The organism is Levilactobacillus huananensis (assembly GCF_003946145.1).
In the GTDB taxonomy this organism is placed as follows: Bacteria; Bacillota; Bacilli; order Lactobacillales; family Lactobacillaceae; genus Levilactobacillus; species Levilactobacillus huananensis.
This window is the reverse complement of sequence record NZ_RHOC01000017.1, coordinates 1-16,979: the sequence shown is the minus strand read 5'-3', so window position 1 is coordinate 16,979 and position 16,979 is coordinate 1. Positions and strand designations below refer to the sequence as shown.

9 protein-coding genes are annotated in these 16,979 nt (G+C 47.9%); 7 read left to right on the top strand and 2 right to left on the bottom strand.

Annotated elements, in window-relative coordinates; genetic code table 11:
- Positions 1-823 precede the first annotated feature (823 nt).
- Positions 824-6,256, top strand: a complete 5,433-nt coding sequence (locus tag EKM71_RS10080) for an MBG domain-containing protein (protein WP_164504791.1) — start codon at positions 824-826, stop codon at positions 6,254-6,256.
- A gap of 162 nt (positions 6,257-6,418) precedes the next feature.
- On the opposite strand, the gene EKM71_RS11125 is transcribed toward EKM71_RS10080, so the two are convergent.
- Positions 6,419-6,862, bottom strand: coding sequence for a transglycosylase SLT domain-containing protein (locus EKM71_RS11125; RefSeq protein ID WP_164504790.1), 444 nt, complete (start codon positions 6,860-6,862; stop codon positions 6,419-6,421).
- 577 nt (positions 6,863-7,439) lie between these two features.
- Here EKM71_RS11125 and EKM71_RS10070 point away from each other — a divergent pair.
- From EKM71_RS10070 to EKM71_RS10055, 4 genes are all read left to right on the top strand, one after another.
- Positions 7,440-8,096 carry a WxL domain-containing protein gene (locus EKM71_RS10070; protein ID WP_164504789.1) on the top strand — a complete coding sequence of 219 codons (657 nt, stop codon included), beginning with the start codon at positions 7,440-7,442 and terminating at the stop codon, positions 8,094-8,096.
- 42 nt (positions 8,097-8,138) lie between these two features.
- The gene (locus tag EKM71_RS10065; RefSeq protein ID WP_125574487.1) at positions 8,139-8,579 is read left to right on the top strand and encodes a hypothetical protein; all 441 of its coding nucleotides are present in this window, start codon (positions 8,139-8,141) and stop codon (positions 8,577-8,579) included.
- Positions 8,580-8,729: 150 nt separating this feature from the next.
- Complete coding sequence (locus EKM71_RS10060; RefSeq protein WP_125574486.1) at positions 8,730-9,791, top strand: DUF916 domain-containing protein; 1,062 nt, start codon at positions 8,730-8,732, stop codon at positions 9,789-9,791.
- 34 nt (positions 9,792-9,825) lie between these two features.
- Positions 9,826-14,235, top strand: a complete 4,410-nt coding sequence (locus EKM71_RS10055) for a hypothetical protein (RefSeq protein ID WP_125574485.1) — start codon at positions 9,826-9,828, stop codon at positions 14,233-14,235.
- Positions 14,236-14,407: 172 nt separating this feature from the next.
- Here the strand turns inward: EKM71_RS10055 and EKM71_RS10050 are convergent, their stop codons facing one another.
- Positions 14,408-14,926, bottom strand: a complete 519-nt coding sequence (locus tag EKM71_RS10050; protein ID WP_125574484.1) for a MarR family winged helix-turn-helix transcriptional regulator — start codon at positions 14,924-14,926, stop codon at positions 14,408-14,410.
- 149 nt (positions 14,927-15,075) lie between these two features.
- Between EKM71_RS10050 and EKM71_RS10045 the strand changes: the two genes are divergently transcribed.
- Both EKM71_RS10045 and EKM71_RS10040 read left to right on the top strand, forming a co-directional pair.
- A complete protein-coding gene (locus tag EKM71_RS10045; RefSeq protein WP_125574502.1) occupies positions 15,076-16,011 on the top strand; it encodes an ATP-binding cassette domain-containing protein in 936 nt (311 codons plus the stop codon).
- A 17-nt stretch (positions 16,012-16,028) separates the two neighbouring features.
- Positions 16,029-16,802 carry an ABC transporter permease gene (locus tag EKM71_RS10040; RefSeq protein ID WP_125574483.1) on the top strand — a complete coding sequence of 258 codons (774 nt, stop codon included), beginning with the start codon at positions 16,029-16,031 and terminating at the stop codon, positions 16,800-16,802.
- The last annotated feature ends 177 nt before the right edge of the window (positions 16,803-16,979 follow it).

Genomic DNA, 16,979 nt, shown 5'->3' with positions numbered 1-16,979 from the left:
AACGAGTAAAAATGACCGATAGATGCGGGCAGCCGGAAAAAGAAGTTAATCTAAGCTTGCCTTTCTGTAACTGTAAGATTTACAGTAAGAATATTTACGCTTGAAAACTGAGTTCGAGATTAACCAGTCATCTAGTGTATAAAGTTCATGTTACATGTAGTGATAGGTGTGATATTAATTAACGGTTAAGTGTAAACACCTTGAATATGTTGGAGGCCAATACTATACTATTGGTGTTTCAAAGGCCGCTATCATAAGGATTCGAAGATGATACTTTTGCATAGGCTGTCTGAGAATATTCAGGGCGTATTGTCGTCATTGGTTCCGACAAACCCGAAAGATAGGGGATAGTCGATGGCTTGCGCTGTGACTATAGCGGGAGAGATGACTTGGTTTTCTGTATATTCTTTGGAGAGATGGTGTTAAGCAGGCCATACGGCGCTGAGAAAATAGTGACGGGTTTGTGAGTAGATAGTGTCGTTAATTAACGGTGGTAATCGTCGCTAGAGAAAGAACATTTTTAATTTGAAAGACAAAGTGTTGCTCTGACGGCGTTTAGCAGCGGTGGTTCGCAATAAATGAAGCCAATCCGAGTGGACGCAGATTGTCGGACAAAAAATTTTTAGACGTGGACGATTGCCGTCAAATCAACATTTTAACCTATTTGGCCATCAAGTAGGCTATAGGGTAAAAAAGTAAATTACATAACTGGTGACCAAGGTGTTAATTGTAGAGAAGCAATCACCACAAGCATTTAAAAATGAAAGCGACTCCAGTTACTGGTAAGTAGGTAGTGCTGAAGGAGCTAAGGGAGATCTGAGCTTTGAGACAAAGAACAGCAAATCAAGTGACAAAAAATCCAATCGTTTTATATAAGGGGCATACTGGGTGGAAGGTGAAGACACGACTGTTCGGCACGTTATTGGTGAGCCTATCCGCTGTCGCCATTGCTGAAAGCGTGACTGTCGTCGATGCCCATGCGGCCGCAACTCCAGCGACTACGGCTGTTAAACCGGCCGCTAGCAAGGAACCGGAAACGCCTAATCCAGCGGGAACACCTAATCCAGCGGGAACGCCAGCCGCAGCAGACACGCAGTCGACCGCAAAGGTTGCACCAGTAGCCGAGTCGACGGCCGTCGAGACGACCACTGAGTCAGGGGATTATCCAGTCTTGTCGCAGGACAACCCAACTAATATTGGCGCAGACACGACGCAGGTTAACTTGAGTCCGGACCAGATTGCCGACCATTTTACGGCGACCGTGGAAAATCGAAACGGCAACGATGAGGATTCTGATACTACTGACAACATCCATACCCAGCAGATTGGAAAGGACGGTAGCGTGACGTTGACCAGTCTGGGTAATCATGATTATTACTCGTCGCCGGGTCATGCGATTAGCATCTCGGGTCATCAAGCGGCACACGTTTCATTTGAACATGAAATTGATTTCAGTCATGACTTTTCGATGACCGGTTATCTAGGAGCTGGGACTACTACCCAAGGCGGTGCTGACAGTGTTGGGTTTATCTTTGCACCGGGTGATCCGGCCAAGGCTACCCACGGTGGATCTGGTGGTCGACTGGGGTTGGCTGGCCTGGACAATGCCTTTGGCTTTATCTTTGATGAATATTACAATAAAGACTTCAACGACCCGAGTAGAGATCCCTACATTGGGTGGCGGTACACCGATGCTAATGGTGATTTACAATCGGCCAGCAGTTCTGATTGGTACCCTGCTAGTGACTTTGGCTTGAAGCGGACGTCAAAACCGGATAATCGCTTTGAGATGACCTATGATGCGGGGACACATATTTTAACAGTGAAATTAAATAACCATTCTGATCTCGTCTTACAACGTCATATTCAGGACGTGTCTACTGGTTATTCGTTGTCCATATCGGCCTCGACTGGTGGTCAATTAAACGATTATTCTGCCAAGATTGAAAAATTTAGTTATAAACCCAAGACGATCCCACTGGGAGTAACTCTGGTGGACGAGGCGACGGGAGAATCTGCTGCCGGATTAAACAAGGCTAAGGTGAATGCAATTGCCAACATCGGGGATACGATTTCCATTTTCTCCACGCAAGCTGCGGCTAAACGAGCGATAGCGGCGGATAAAACCCTTGATCCCTCCTTAGTTGCGGTTATTCCAAGTGACAAGGCGGGAAACGTTTACGTGATCGATGGTAGCAAAACGATTGCAGACAATACGGGTACGGTTCACACGATTGCGGATGCCAGTGGCAAGACCGTGGCCGATAGCACGTACTATAGCTATACCGTTAAAGATGGGGATGGCCAAGCGATGACCGTTCCGGTTCGATTGGCGTTCAAGGCGACGGTTACCCCAATTAATGCCGAGACAAAACAGCCGATCGAAGGGGTCGATCCCGTGACGATCGTTGCCGTTGCCGGGGAACCCGTCTTGGTTTCGTTCCCTGGATATACGCCGACACAGATGGTGATTAACGCGCCGACTGATGGTCAGGAGATAGCCCAGGCCCAACTGCCAATTAACGTGAAGAAGACGGGGGATACGGCAACGACCACGACTGACGAGGCCGTTCCCATTGGCCATGACTATACGGCGACGGGAATGACCGTTGATGGCCAGTCCGTCAATGTAACCGCGACGGTGGGAACCGGGGAATCGATTACCGATGCACTCAATGCGCAAGATCTGACGAACGGTGGCAAGGTCGTTACGAGTGCGGGTAAGACCGGCATTGGCAGTGCCGATTACACCTGGTCAGACGTTGGTAATGCCGCGGCGACCGATGCCACGGATGTTGCGCAACCCAGTGGGAGTATTCTGGTGCCCACGCAGGCGACCTTAGCTTACTGGCATGAGCAAGCCGAGGCTAATCAAACCACAGCCGATAATTATCGTCAACAGTCACAAGACTTGTACAATGGGTTTGTTGGCTTATCTGGGTTAACCGATGCTCAAAAGGCCTCGGCTGATAAGCTTTTAGCGTCCGTCGTTGCCATTTATACGCAGGTGTCCGATACCAACGCCCAGGCCAAGGCCACCTTTGAAAAAGCCGAAGCGGAAACGGTTCCAGCAGTTATTTACCAAGAGGGACAGGATGGGTATAAGTCATTGGAAGCGGTCAAAAACTTGTTGATCTCCTTTCAAAAAGACCTCGATAGTTTGAAGACGACTAATAAGGCTGCTCAAGATACCCTGACAACCTTTGACTCGTGGACCCGAGATTACGAGGATTCTAGGGGAATCGGTTTTCCCAATGTGACCTTTGGTCCGGATTTTGGGAACGTTTCGGCTGAAGACTTAAAGGGACTGGACAATTCCGATTACTACTCTTTTGTCGATGCCAAGAATCCAGATATTCAGGTGAAAACGCCAACAAATGCTGGGAGCTATGTCTTTAACTTAACAGCTTTAGGCAGAGCCTACCTTAAGACGTTGAGTACTAATGCCAATGCAGGACTCTATATATCGGCGATGTTGACGATTAATCCCTTGACCACGACTGACACTGTGAATGATGCCACAATGGTTTATGGCGGTGACCAGGGACAATTGCCAACGTTTACGGTCAAGTCAAAAACTATCAACAGTGCGGATCAGGTCACGACGACCGAACAGACCCCTACTCAGACAGATTTAGAGGTTGTGGACAGTACGGGGACCGTTGTTCCGCTTGATGAGCTGCAGGCAGGGGTCACGTATACCATTCAGTACACCAAAGCTGCGCAAACTGCCCTGATGAGCAACGCGAACTATAAGTTTACCTCATTTGGAACCGGTAAGCTGACGGTCACACGACGGCCAATTAAGGTGACAGCCAGCGGCAATGTTAAGACTTACGGGGATAGCGATCCTAAGCTATCCCTAACCACAGATTCAAGTTTGGTGTTGGTCAATGGCGATTCGATTGACAAGCTGGGTGTGACCCTAAAACGAACGGGTGACGAAAATGCCGGAGACTATCAGGTTGTTCTCGATCAGGCCACCTCAACCAATTACGATGTCACGGTAAAACCGGGGACGTTTACCATTGCCAAAAAGAAAATTACGGTTCAAATCGGCAGTGATGAGCGGACTTATGGATCGGCGGATCCCAAGTTGACCTTTAGTATTCCGAAAGTGGTAGACGGCCAAGAAAATGGCACGTCGTTTAATGAAACGTCAGATGCTTTGAAGGTGACCTTAACGTTTGCAGCCGGTGAAGATGTCGGGGATCACGCTATCACCGGATCGGTTGCGGCTGACAGTAATTATGATGTGACGTTTGAAGATGGCACGGATACTGTCAAGGCCGCCGATGCTAGCGTCACGACAAACAACGCTACGATGACCTATGGCGAGACGCCAACCTTTACGGCATCGGTTAAAGGACTCACACTCGACCCGCTACCACAGACAGACTTTGAGATCTACGATACGATTGCGAAAAATACTGTTACAGCTGATCAAGTTCAGGTCAAGGGCACCTATGAGATTCACTTGACGGCAGATGCGAAAGCAACTCTATCGAAAGACAATCCCAACTATGAATTTGCGGTAGTTAATTCTGGTAAACTAACTGTTCAGCCACGGCCAATTACAGTGACCGCCAAAGATGAGTCTAAGATTTATGGGGACCAGGATCCTGATTTTGTTCTGCGTGACGATCTGCCTGCTAATTTAGGTAATAACGATCACTTGTCAGCCCTGGGTGTGGATCTGACCCGCTCCGGAAATGAAAATGTTGGTCAAGATAGTATTTCTGCCGGTCCGAAGTCGGTTTTGAATTCAAATTATGTTATTACCGTTAAATCTGGGACATTCACCATTACTAAGCGGCCGGTAACGATAAAGATTAATCCAGCCACGAAGGACTTTGGTGGTAAGGATCCACAGCTATCGTTTACAGTTCTGTCAAATGGTGGAAAATTACTGCGAGGAGACATGGCATTAGGGGTCACATTGACCAGTGAGGATGGTGCCAAAGTTGGTGCCAAAGTTGGTGATTATGTGATTACCGGGACTGCCGCAACCGATACGAACTATGACGTGACGATTGAAGGCAACGGGCCGCTCAGCGTGCTACCGGCAGATGGCAACGTGGCGATTGGCAATGCCACCATGATCTACGGTGAGACACCTATCTTTACGGGAACGCTCACGACCAACACAACCAGTAAGCTTGATGATCATCAGGATTACTTTGAGATTCTGAATCTCGCGGATAACCAACTTGTTGCCGCTAGTGCCGTCCAGGTCGGCGGAAAGTATCAGATTCAACTGACTCAGGCGGCACAAGAAGCCTTGGAAGCGGCTAATTCTAACTACACTTTGGGGTCATTTGGAACGGCCACACTGACGGTGAAACCACGTCCCGTGACGGTGCGGGTTAATAATCAAGTCACTTATAATGGCGCGCCAATTACGAAAAATGACGCGACGTTAGTGGGTGGCAGTCATCTCAAGCCGGGTGAAACCATTGCCGACTTGAAGTTGGCCTACGCGATGCCTTCTAATCCGATGGTCGGAACCTACGCGATCTCCGGGGTTAATAACAATTCCAACTACCAGGTTACGATTTTACCAGGAATCTGGACAGTCTTGGGCAAGACGGCCGATGACGATGGCAATGTCACCATCATCGAAAAGGATCCGAACGGTAAGGTTACGCAAGTGACAAAGCAATGGAACGACGGAAGTCAAACCGTTGATGACATTGATCCAGCCACGGGAACCCAAACGGTGACGGAAACCAAGCCGGATCAAACGGGGTCGCAAAAGACTATTGATCCAAAAACGACAAGGCTTATTCTGCCAGATGGTGATGGGTCTGCGACGGTGGTCACCATTGACGATTCAGGTCAACCAGCGTTTAGGCATTACGGGATTGATCCAGATAAAGATGGGGTCGATAGCTATCAAGAATTAATCGATGGCACGGATCCCATGAATCCGGACAGTGATGGTGATGGCGTCAGCGATGGTGAAGAAATGAAGCGGGGGACGAACCCCTTGAAGCCCGACATAGCCGGCGGTGTCAGTGGTGGTCGAGAACGTCGTGATCATACGATGGCTTCAAAGGCCCAGCGGCGATACAGCCTAAAGCACTTGACTAGCTCCAGTGTGGGACGCCACGCGCAGCAGCGTCAGTCACTTCGCCAGGGGGCCAAGCAAATGACTTTGCCACAAACGAATCAAAAAGACGACCGCTTTCTTGCAGTTCTCGGGACAATTCTGTTGTCCGGATTAATGTGGCCATTTACACGTAAGCGGCATTAGGTCACGGTAGATGGTGAGTATCTGACCTTGGCACAGTGGCTACAATAAAACGAGTTAGTCTTTGAATAAACAAATAGGACGAGAAACCCCAGTTGGGTTTCTCGTCCTATTTGTTTCTCTAGAAGTACATGATGAGACAGTCTTCTTTAGTTAATGAACGGTTTAGAGGCTCCAAGCACCGAGGCCTTGAACCTTGAACAGGCTAATCGCGGCGCTAACTTGGTCTTCGACAGAACCGCTGCTGATGTGCATGTTTTGGAACAAGCCATAAGCACCACTCGTACTGTTAACCACATTTGGTTCCCAGTTAGATTCGCGAGTAATGATGGCATCCCAAGTCGCTTCTGGAACACCGGTTTGGGCAGCCATTTCACTCAACACATGTTGCTTGAGCGTTGCGTCAACAGTTGTAGCAGAGACATTGGTGTAGGTTGTTGAGGCGTCTTGGTAGCCATAGTTGTAGTTGTAAGATTGTTGGTTTGAGTAGGTTGGTTGGCCATTTTGAGCTTGCACAGTGGTGTCGGCGTTAGCCTTGACACCGCCGGCAAATACTAGCCCGGTAGCAATGGCAGAAGTAGCTAAAATGGTGTTTAAAATTTTTTTCAATGGAATATCTCCTATTCTCTAAGTCCTGGTCAAGTTCATTTTCAGTTGTGTCTTGCTTAATCGATTGGCATGAGTTTAGCGCATCAATGTTACAGGACCGTGTCAGTCGGTTTAAAGTGTGATGGCGAAGATGGCAAGATGATTACCATTTGTGTTGAGCATCTAAGCTATCGCTAGATAGCCTGGTCTAGGGGGGATCTGTGTGGAACCATTGTGGGGTGGGTTAAAGAAAACTTAACGTTAAGTAATGTTTGAAGGGCAGTGGACCATGTGATTTGGAGCACCTCTAGTAGGCCTTTGTCGTTGACCGCTCATCTGGTAGATGAACAGCTTGGCCTGGACTAAGTTGGCAAACGTGTTCCTCACAACAGCCAAAGTGGAAATTAGCGGGTTAATAAATTGTGCTATAATCGAATGTGTGTAGCTGTTAATAAAGTAGGTTTCCTAACTATTTTTCAGCGGAAAAGTTTGGCAGAGAAATAGATGCCAATGAAAAAAAGGCCGAGACTATTGATCTTACATAGAAGGGAGTTTGAAAGTTGCTGGTCGGTCGCAGCGACTTTCAGGTGAACAGATGATGAATATGAAAGCAAAGTTGTTGATCTCCGCAGTGGTTTTAGGAATGGGGTTACCTCTGGCGCTTCCAGCAGTTGCTAATGCCGCAGAAGGGGATACCGCAAGTAGTGATTCGGCAGCAACCAGTGCCACCAAGTCAGCACAAGTAAAGGTGGATGCGGGATTGTTGACCCTCTCCAAGGATGGTTCTGGTAATCTGATGGCACCATCGTTTGTCTTTGGTGATGCTAAGGTATCGACAAAAGATCAGGGATCACTGAAGGCCACTGGGTTTAGTAACACCAAAAACGCTTCAGATACCTACACGGGGTCTACTTTGTCTGTCGATGACAATAGTGGGGCCGGCAAGGGATGGGATGTGACGGCAACACTAAGTGATTTTTCTGATGGTGCGTCACATACTTTGGACGGAGCAAATATGACGATGACAGCAAGTGGTATTGAAAGTGATACCAAAGATACGTTGCCAACCGCTCCAAAGACGACATTGACGGCCGGAGGAGCTGCAGCGCCAGTCTTTAGTGCAGCCGTGGGTTCCGGTATGGGAAACTCAAAGGCGGACTTTGCGGGGACTACGTTGGATCTGCCAACCGCTGATTATGCGGGAACTTATACGGCAGACTTAACGTATACGTTGGCCGCTGGTCCTACAGCTTAGTTGAACGGTCTGTCTACTAGATGTTGAAAAGGGGGCTAGGAGATGGCAACGCAGAAGTCAGTCGGTGTCATGGTTGGGGAACACTCTCGGAGTGATTCATCCGGTGGCTCTAGTAGTCATGAATCAGGTCACTCTACGAATCCACATACGCAGCCGGATACGCCATCGAGTGAGGCGTCCAGTCATCGGCCTAGCGAGCCAACCTCCCCACAAATTCCGAATCAGTCGTTGTTGGTTTCGGGAACCAAATTTCCGCGACTCCCCGTCTTTAATGCGGTATCCACTGGTTCACCAGCCAGTGATCGGCGGGCGACAACGGTTCCACAAAAATCGGCGACGAAAAAGGTAACTCGGACGGTCGGGGTACCTTGGGGACGATTGCCCCAGACGGGTGAAGTGGCAGTTGGTTGTTCAGTATTTCTGGGAGTGCTGTTACTCGTTGCCCTAGGCGTACATGCTTACCGCGTTTTGCGTCGTGACTGATAGACGGTCAGGCTAGAACCTGATTGGGATCAAAGCTAGTCAAATGACGCGATCATTTAAGTTCGAAATAAGAACAGACCGGAAAAGTTTTGTTCCGGTCTGTTGTTGTTTCGGCAATACATAATTATTGAAAGAGAGAACGAGTTGAAGATGAAACTGCAAAGTAAATGGGCTGCCTTCTTGGTGGTTGCACTGTTGACCATGATTGAAGGCTTTAGCCTTAGCAATCCTACGATCGGAGCACAAGCGGATAGTAATCAGAAACCCGCCAGTTTTACAGTGGCGCCGGAACTTCCCGCGGATAATGTGAAACGGACAAACTATTTTGATTTTAAAGTTACACCGGGTCAAAAGCGGGTCTTGGTATTAACGGTTACTAATAATGCCAATCGGACGAATACCTTTGATATCACCCCCCGGATTGCCGCGACCAATACCAATGGGATCTTGGACTATGGTACGAACAATACTAATGCGGCCTTGCCGGCTCAATTAAAACAAATTATTTCACCAAATAAGACCAAGACAGTGAAAGTTTTGGGAAAGCATACGGTGAAGGTCGCCTATAACTTTACGGCACCAGCCAAGCCTTTCAAGGGGCTGATGTTGGGCGGGTTCACGGTAGCTGAACATCATGTGTCGCGGTCGAGTTCCAAGAAGGCCACCGGGGTGGTGGCTCACGTTCAGTATGTGATTGGCCTGGAATTCTACAATCAGGCGCAGCGCACACAGTCGGCGCCTACGGTTAAGTTTTATCGGGCCGGTTACCGCTTAGCTCAAGCACGGCCAACCTTGACTTTGGGGATGTCTAATCAGACGCCGGAACTAGTAGGACAAGGTAAGTTACACGCCACATTGACGAATGATAAGCAAGAAAAGATCATGCATTTTAATAAAGAACAGATGACTTTCGCCCCACAAAGTCAGTTTAAGCTGAATATGGATTTGCAGAATAAGCAGTTAGCGGCTGGCCGATACACCTTAGCGGGCACTTTAACGGCGAAAGGTGGCTATTCTTGGAACTTCCAGAAGACCTTTACGGTGACGAATGCCCAGGTCAGAGATGTGAAGAAGAATGCAGCCAACTTTGGGCCACGGAAGACCTGGAAGGACTATCTGATGTATATCATTGTCGGATTAGCCATTTTAGTTCTGCTTTATGAGTTTTACAAATGGCTCAAGAAACGTCGGCAAGCAAAAAAATCGGCGTAATTCAAGAGCTTGGGGATTGAGGAGGCGTACCGTGATGAAACAAAAGCATACGATGAAAATCGTTAATCTACTATTGGTATTGGCCATCTCGCTAGCCATTCCTGTCCAGTCGGTCAGTGCGACCGTCATGGCGGCAGGGACGACCACGAGTGAGTCCGGTAGTGCCTCCTCATCGACGAGTACGGACAGTACCACAGCTAGTGACGAGTCGATTGATACTTGGATGCCAGATAAGAATTTGCAAAAATTAGTTTATAGTGCACTTCACGATTGGGGGTCATCTCATGATGACTATGGTGGTCATGAGACAACATCCATTTCGCAAATAACCCCAGCAATGATGGCCGATATCCTTTTCCTTAATCTGGCAAAGGACGATACGCATGTGAACGGCATCACCGATTTAACGGGATTGCAGAATGCCACAGGTCTTAAGCAATTTGATTTCAGTGGTTCCACGATTGAGAAGGCGCCAGGCGATGGAACCAACAGAGACTGGTCAGTTTTTGCGAACTCGACTTCCAGTGAATTAGGGACAATTGATGCTACTTCTAAGGATATTAATCTAAAGAATTTAACCACACTAGATACGTCGCACATTAGTTTTACCCTGACTTCAAGTAGTGACAGCATTGCGATGCCGAATATGGAAAAGACGGGTAGTGACACTGGTATTCAAGTGACCAGTCTTATAGCAAACCAGAATATAACGTATGATCCTGATTTATCTACGATGAAAGCCTATATCCCACTTTCTAACTGGCATAAAGGATTTATGACGGCGAGCGGGGACTATACTTATTCGACCCTTACGACAGGGCTAGCAGACAGCATATCGGGCATGAAAGGTTTGACCTACGATCAGGAGAACCATCGTTTGGTGGTGGATCTTAACGTTTGGGGAGGCCGTGAACTCAGTATTCCGAGCTTTGATATTAAAGACATAATGGCCAATACCCAGTTATCTTCCGGGGAGGCGCTTTACTATAGTAATGGAAATACATTAGATGCCACCGTTCCGATGGCATCGACACCGGTTGATCATGCGCAAACAGCTCCCGTGCCTAATCGAACGGATCGTACGGGTAACATTGATACGACGGATTTTGGTTTTGATTCGGCGGCTGATACGAACTTGACGATTAAGTCAGGAGACCTGTCAGCAGGTGATATCTCCTTTGCCCCGAACTTGTCGAATAACCAGATTAAGTTTACGTTATCGGCTAGTGCTTTGGAACGGTTAAAAGCTGGGGATTTGCAGTCAGACGTTATGATTTCAAATGGCAGCAAGATTGTTGATTTAAAATTAACCCTGACGGAACCGTTAGATACCTGGATGCCGGATAAGGCGCTTCAAACTCAAGTTCAGGCGGCCTTAACCGCTGATAATTTGGACGGGTTAACGAAAGTTAATTTGGCAAAGCTTACGACGCCCTTGAGTCTAACGGGAGTCAATAATTTAACGGGGTTGGAGTATGCGACAAAACTTGGTGATCTGAAGATGACTGGCAGCAATGATTTGGCCACGTTCAAAGCGGTTAACAGTCAAGTCTTGTCGACACTACCGTTGACCAACCTTGAAATTGACGACTCAAATTTGGGAGGCTCCTTAGCGGGTTGGGGCCTGGAAAAGAACACAACGCTGACAAATCTTACAGCACAGAATGATGCCTTGACTGATGCTGCTCCTACCGAATACGCGAATGCTCAAGGTTTACAGACTTTAGATTTATCGAACAATGCGCTTACAGGAGAAGGGTCTCAGTTCCCAATGACGAGTTGGTCCCACTTAACCAAACTCGATTTGTCGAATAATCAGTTAACAGGTAGTTTACCGGACCTTACTAAGAACTCAGTGATCACAGAAGTCAATTTAGAAAACAATAAGCTGGACGCAATTCCAGAGAGTTATGGTCAGCAACCAGCCTTAACAACCCTGAAGCTGGATCACAACGAGCTATCAGGAGAGATACCCGCGACACTAGGACAGGATGGGGCTTTACAGCTTCTCTATCTGAATAACAACCAACTTACGGGTACCATTCCAAGCACTCTTGGGCAGTTAAAACAGCTGGTAGGTCTCCAATTGAATGATAATCAATTGACGGGGGACTTGCCGACGGCATTGGGCCAAGACACGGCATTGACGGGACTCTACCTACAAAATAACCAATTGACGGGGGCCATTCCAACGGAGTGGTCGGCACTAAAAAGTCTTGAGAATATGGATCTTTCGAGTAACAAGTTAGTCGGGTATTTGACAGGAATTAAGACGCTGACCAACTTACAGACAATTGGTCTGAGCAACAATGGGTTTACCGGATCTGTTCCTGGTGCCTGGTGCACGCCTAAACTGACAAGTCTTCAGGCCAGTCATAACGATCTCAGTGGTGCATTACCGGATGAACTCAGCACAGCAACAAATTTAGCCTCATTGGATGTGAGTTACAACCAGCTGACAGGAGATCTGCCAGACCTAACAAAGGCCACCAACTTAACGATCTTGGCTTATGGGGCTAATCACATCACGAGTGGTCGGACGGTTTCCAGTGCCGGTGGGAACTATCAAACCTGGTCAATTGCTGATCCGGATTGGCAGACGTCTAGCGACAGTAAGACGATGACGTTAGATCTCAGTAAGTATTATGGTGGTGAACAAGGCCAGTCAGGTTATCAGTATTTAGGGATGACCTTACCGAGTGGTGAGAAAGGGGTCACTTTGGACAAAAGTGATCCGAACCATCCGCTGTTGACGATTGATTTGGCTACGGCTACCGTGGGTAAGCGGTTCACAGTGGATTTGTTTGACCAAGCTGGCAAACAGGCCGAGGTGGGTGGAGATGGGACGACGCTCATGAACTACATGGCGACGGTTACTGTCCTCTTGGCCAAGACGGCTCAAATCAACACAGGCGATCAGGATTCCATAGACTTCGGGACGCATACGGTTGGTTCAGGCACAGTTAGTGCCAATAACTTTAGTTTAGGTGTTAGTTCGACAGGGGCCGCCGGTGATTCCTATCAATTGACGGCGCAGACATCTGGATTGACGATGGGAGACCAGAAGCTCCCTATCTATTACGGCAGTGGTCAACATCAGATTCTCTTGAATGAGGCCGCGCAGAACATTTATGATTATCAACCCACAACCGATGAGGACACGACAACTATCGGGGGTAGTTCTGGTAGTATCAAGAATAACTTGCAGACGACTATTGGCAAGACCACTTATGCCGGTAAATATACCGGTCAGATCACCTATACCTTAGCTAGTGCACCGGCCAATGACGCGGCAACGGCGGCAAAGGCCAGTGATGCGGGACAGGTGACGTCAACCACGTTAAGTCAATTGAGTACGCCATTACCAGCGACCGCACTATCTGCGGAACAAGAAGCCACTCGAGCAAAACTTGAAACGAACATGACGAGCTTTGTTCAGAACCAGCTGGCCGACAGTGACGGGGTTCTGTATTCGGGTTACAAGGCGGCTCATGATGCGACAGGGTCGCGTGAGGAACTCTCAGAAACAAATGGGATGTGGTTACTTTCCTTGGCGATGGCAGGGGATGACAAGACCTTTGACAGTGCCTTTTCAGGCATTACTAAACGCTTCTACGACAGTTCCACGCAGACCTTTAACTGGCAAGCAAAGGGTGATGATCATACCGTGACTCCAGGAAGTGCTTCCGTTGATGACTTGCGGATTATTCAGGCTTTAATGGTCATGAACCAAAAGAAGCCCAATAATGACCGCACAGCCTGGATTAATGTCTTGGTCGATGGTTTCGCCAAGCATGATCTGAATCCTTACTACCAAATGATTGATGGGTACAATGCGGCGGGTCAGGAAAAGACGATTCGATTAGATTACTTAGATTTGGCCACCCTCAAAGCGGTTTATGAGGCCAAGGGTCTGGGCACCGCGGGTGACAAAGCTTACAATGACCAGTTGAAATTAATCCAGGATAGCTATATCAGTGATCAGTTCCCGCTTTATGCCACTTTCTATGACTATGCTACGAATAGTTACCAGGCCACAGATGAAAACGGTCAGGTTAACATTACGGATGGCTTGATTACTATGCTGAACTTAGCCCGGGTTTATGAACTTCCGCAGGCGTCACTGAACTGGCTCAAGTTGCACACGGCCAACCGGACGCTGTACAACACGTATGATACGGACGGCACCCCAACGAAGGGTGCGAGTGATGCGCCTTCCAACTATGCTTACGTGGCTCAGATTGCAGCTGCGGCGGGCGATACGGACTTGTACAATCAGGCCTTGACGGTGCTCAAGTCAATGACGTCTGATGAAGATAGTGCAAGTAGTCCGTTGACACCATCTGATCCCCTATATGGATCATCACAATATGGTGGGGAGTCGTATGGGTTTAATGATTTGAATATGCTAATTGCCTATGCCTCCGTTCTTGCTGGTAATTAAAAGTGAAAACCGGGGGCTGACTTTAGCTTTTCAAGCAATCGCGTTACGAATTTTTAAAAGAATGTCAAAAGACGTTGTGTTGATCTTGCTGATCAGCACAACGTCTTTTTTGAAATCATATTTTTAGAGCGGCCATCTGGCGCACACCTTTTTAAGAAGGTGGCCGGTCGATTTAGAGGAACCAATCCCTAAGGCGATCAGCGACGACTTCTCGAAACTTACCAGTTTGAGCAGGACTAGCCTCATCAATTTCATGGTAAAGTGTCTCGTTAATTTTCGTCAGGATGGTTGTGAGTTGGTCTAGCTCGGTATCGGTCAACGGCGTTAGGAATTCAGGGACCTGAGCGGTTTCCGTCGATGCGGTTTGTTCACCGAGAGTCGTTAAACGAATCACTGTTTTCCGCCGATCAGTCTGGGACTTTTCTTTAGTTACCAGTCCCTTTTTAACTAATTTGTTCACAAATTCAGCGGTTGATTGGACCGATAGATTAAGGCGAGTTGCCAGATCTTTTTGTGAGAGACCATCAGATTGCGAGAGGGTCAGCAGAATTTTCCCTTGTCCTTGAAATCGTAGTGGCTGTTTCGTTTTGTTTGAATGATGGCGGCGGGCAACCTCATCGGCAGTATGGTGGACCATATCGAATTCAATTAACTTACCCGCCGCTTTTTTTTGTTTGCTTACATCAGGCATAGAACCGCCTCCCTGTTGTCTATTATACCTGACAATGATCGGAAGCGGCAGAGAGGTTTCGAGAATGACTTGACAAAATGATCAGGGGACCTTATTATAATTTTAGTCAGGGGGACCTGATTAAAATGCAAAATGAAGAGGGAATTAATATGACGACGATGAATGCAATTGAAATCAGTCATCTTACGAAACGGTTTGGGGAGAAACGCGCGGTCGATGATATTTCGTTTAATGTTCGTCGCGGGGAAGTCTTCGGTTTGTTAGGTCCCAATGGTGCCGGGAAGACGACTACGTTACGAATGATGACGACCTTGCTTAAGGCCGACTCTGGTCAGGTAAAAATATTTGGCCATGACAATGTGAAGGAAAGTCGACTAGTACGGTCAATGTTGGGGTTGACTGGCCAATATGCGGCGGTTGATGAGGATCTGACGGCTCGTCAGAACTTAATGATTTTTTCACGCTTGAACGGCCTTACTCGGCAGGCGGCTAAGGTCAGAGCCACAGAACTCCTGACCGAATTCTCACTTGAAAATTCGGCAGATCAGCCTTTGAAGGCATTCTCCGGCGGGATGCGCCGGCGGTTAGACCTCGCCGTTAGCTTGATTACGCGACCGGCCCTCATCTTCTTGGATGAACCGACGACGGGGCTCGATCCCCGGACGCGTTCCCAGATGTGGGGGACGATTCGTCAGTTAGTGGCTCAGGGATCAACGATTATTTTAACAACTCAATATCTAGAAGAAGCCGATCAATTGGCGGACCAGTTGGCAATCATCGATCATGGACGGGTCGTCAAGATGGGAACACCGGCTGAATTGAAAGCACAACTTGGCGGTCTCCACGTGACGCTGACAATGACTGACGCAGCTCAAGTGACGGTGGCAAAAAGGTTTTTGTCACCACGCGTGACTGGCGGTGTTCAGCAGACGGGAACCAATCTGAGTATGCGATTACGCCAGGTGGCGCAGTTAGCGCCAATTCTGACAACGTTGAATGAAGCGAACGTGGGGATTAGTCATCTGGCTGTTCAGGAACCGTCACTTGACGATGTCTTTATGGATCTGACGGTGGGCAAGAACTAGAAAGGGAGCAAATTAAAATGACTGTACAAACGAATCAAGGGCAAGTCTTACAAAATACCGCGACAATGGCTTACCGAAATTTATTAAAAACTGGTCACAATCCGGACCAACTCATGGACGTTGTGATTCAACCTGTGCTGTTCATGTTGATGTTTGGCTATTTGTTTGGTGGGGCTATCGCCGGTGGGGTGAAGGCCTACCTGCCAACGATTGTTCCGGGAATCTTAATTCAAACGATGTTATCAGCAGCATCGGGGTCCGGCGCCCAAATAAGGGAAGACTTAGATGCTGGTGTCTTCGACCGATTCAAGTCGTTGCCAATTGCGCGCATTGCACCCTTAGCAGGACAGCTGTTTGCCGATAGCTTTCGATTATTGATCGCGGCCATAGCTTCGCTAACGACGGGTTACTTAATGGGCTGGCGACCAAATGTCGGTTTCGGTTGGGTCGTGGTGATTGGGTTATTAGCCATCTTCATGGGGTGGGTACTCTCGTGGGTATTTGCTCTACTGGGATTGTTGGCTAAGAGTGCAGCAGCTGTTCAAAGTGTCTCTTTAATGACGATGTTGGTTTTGTCATTTATGTCGAATGCCTTTGTGCCCATGCATGCCTTGACAAAACCACTCCAATTCATTGCACGCTTAAATCCGGTCACTTACGTCATTACGGCGATTCGGCAGATTCTCGCCACCGGTTCTTGGACGCATGAGGCGCTGTTTGTCTTGGGATTTGGGTTGGTGATCGTGGCTGTTTTCGCGCCCTTAACCGTCTGGATCTATGACCGCAATTAACTGGCGATCGAAATGGTCATGGCAACCAAATTTAGCAGGAGAATCAAAAAAACGAGGTCGAGACAAAACTCAAAAAACGACTTTGCAGGAATTCTGCTAAAGTCCCCTTAAGGTTGACAGATGAAAAAGTATAATTCATCTGTTAACTTTGAGGGGACTTTATTATGCCTAGAACTA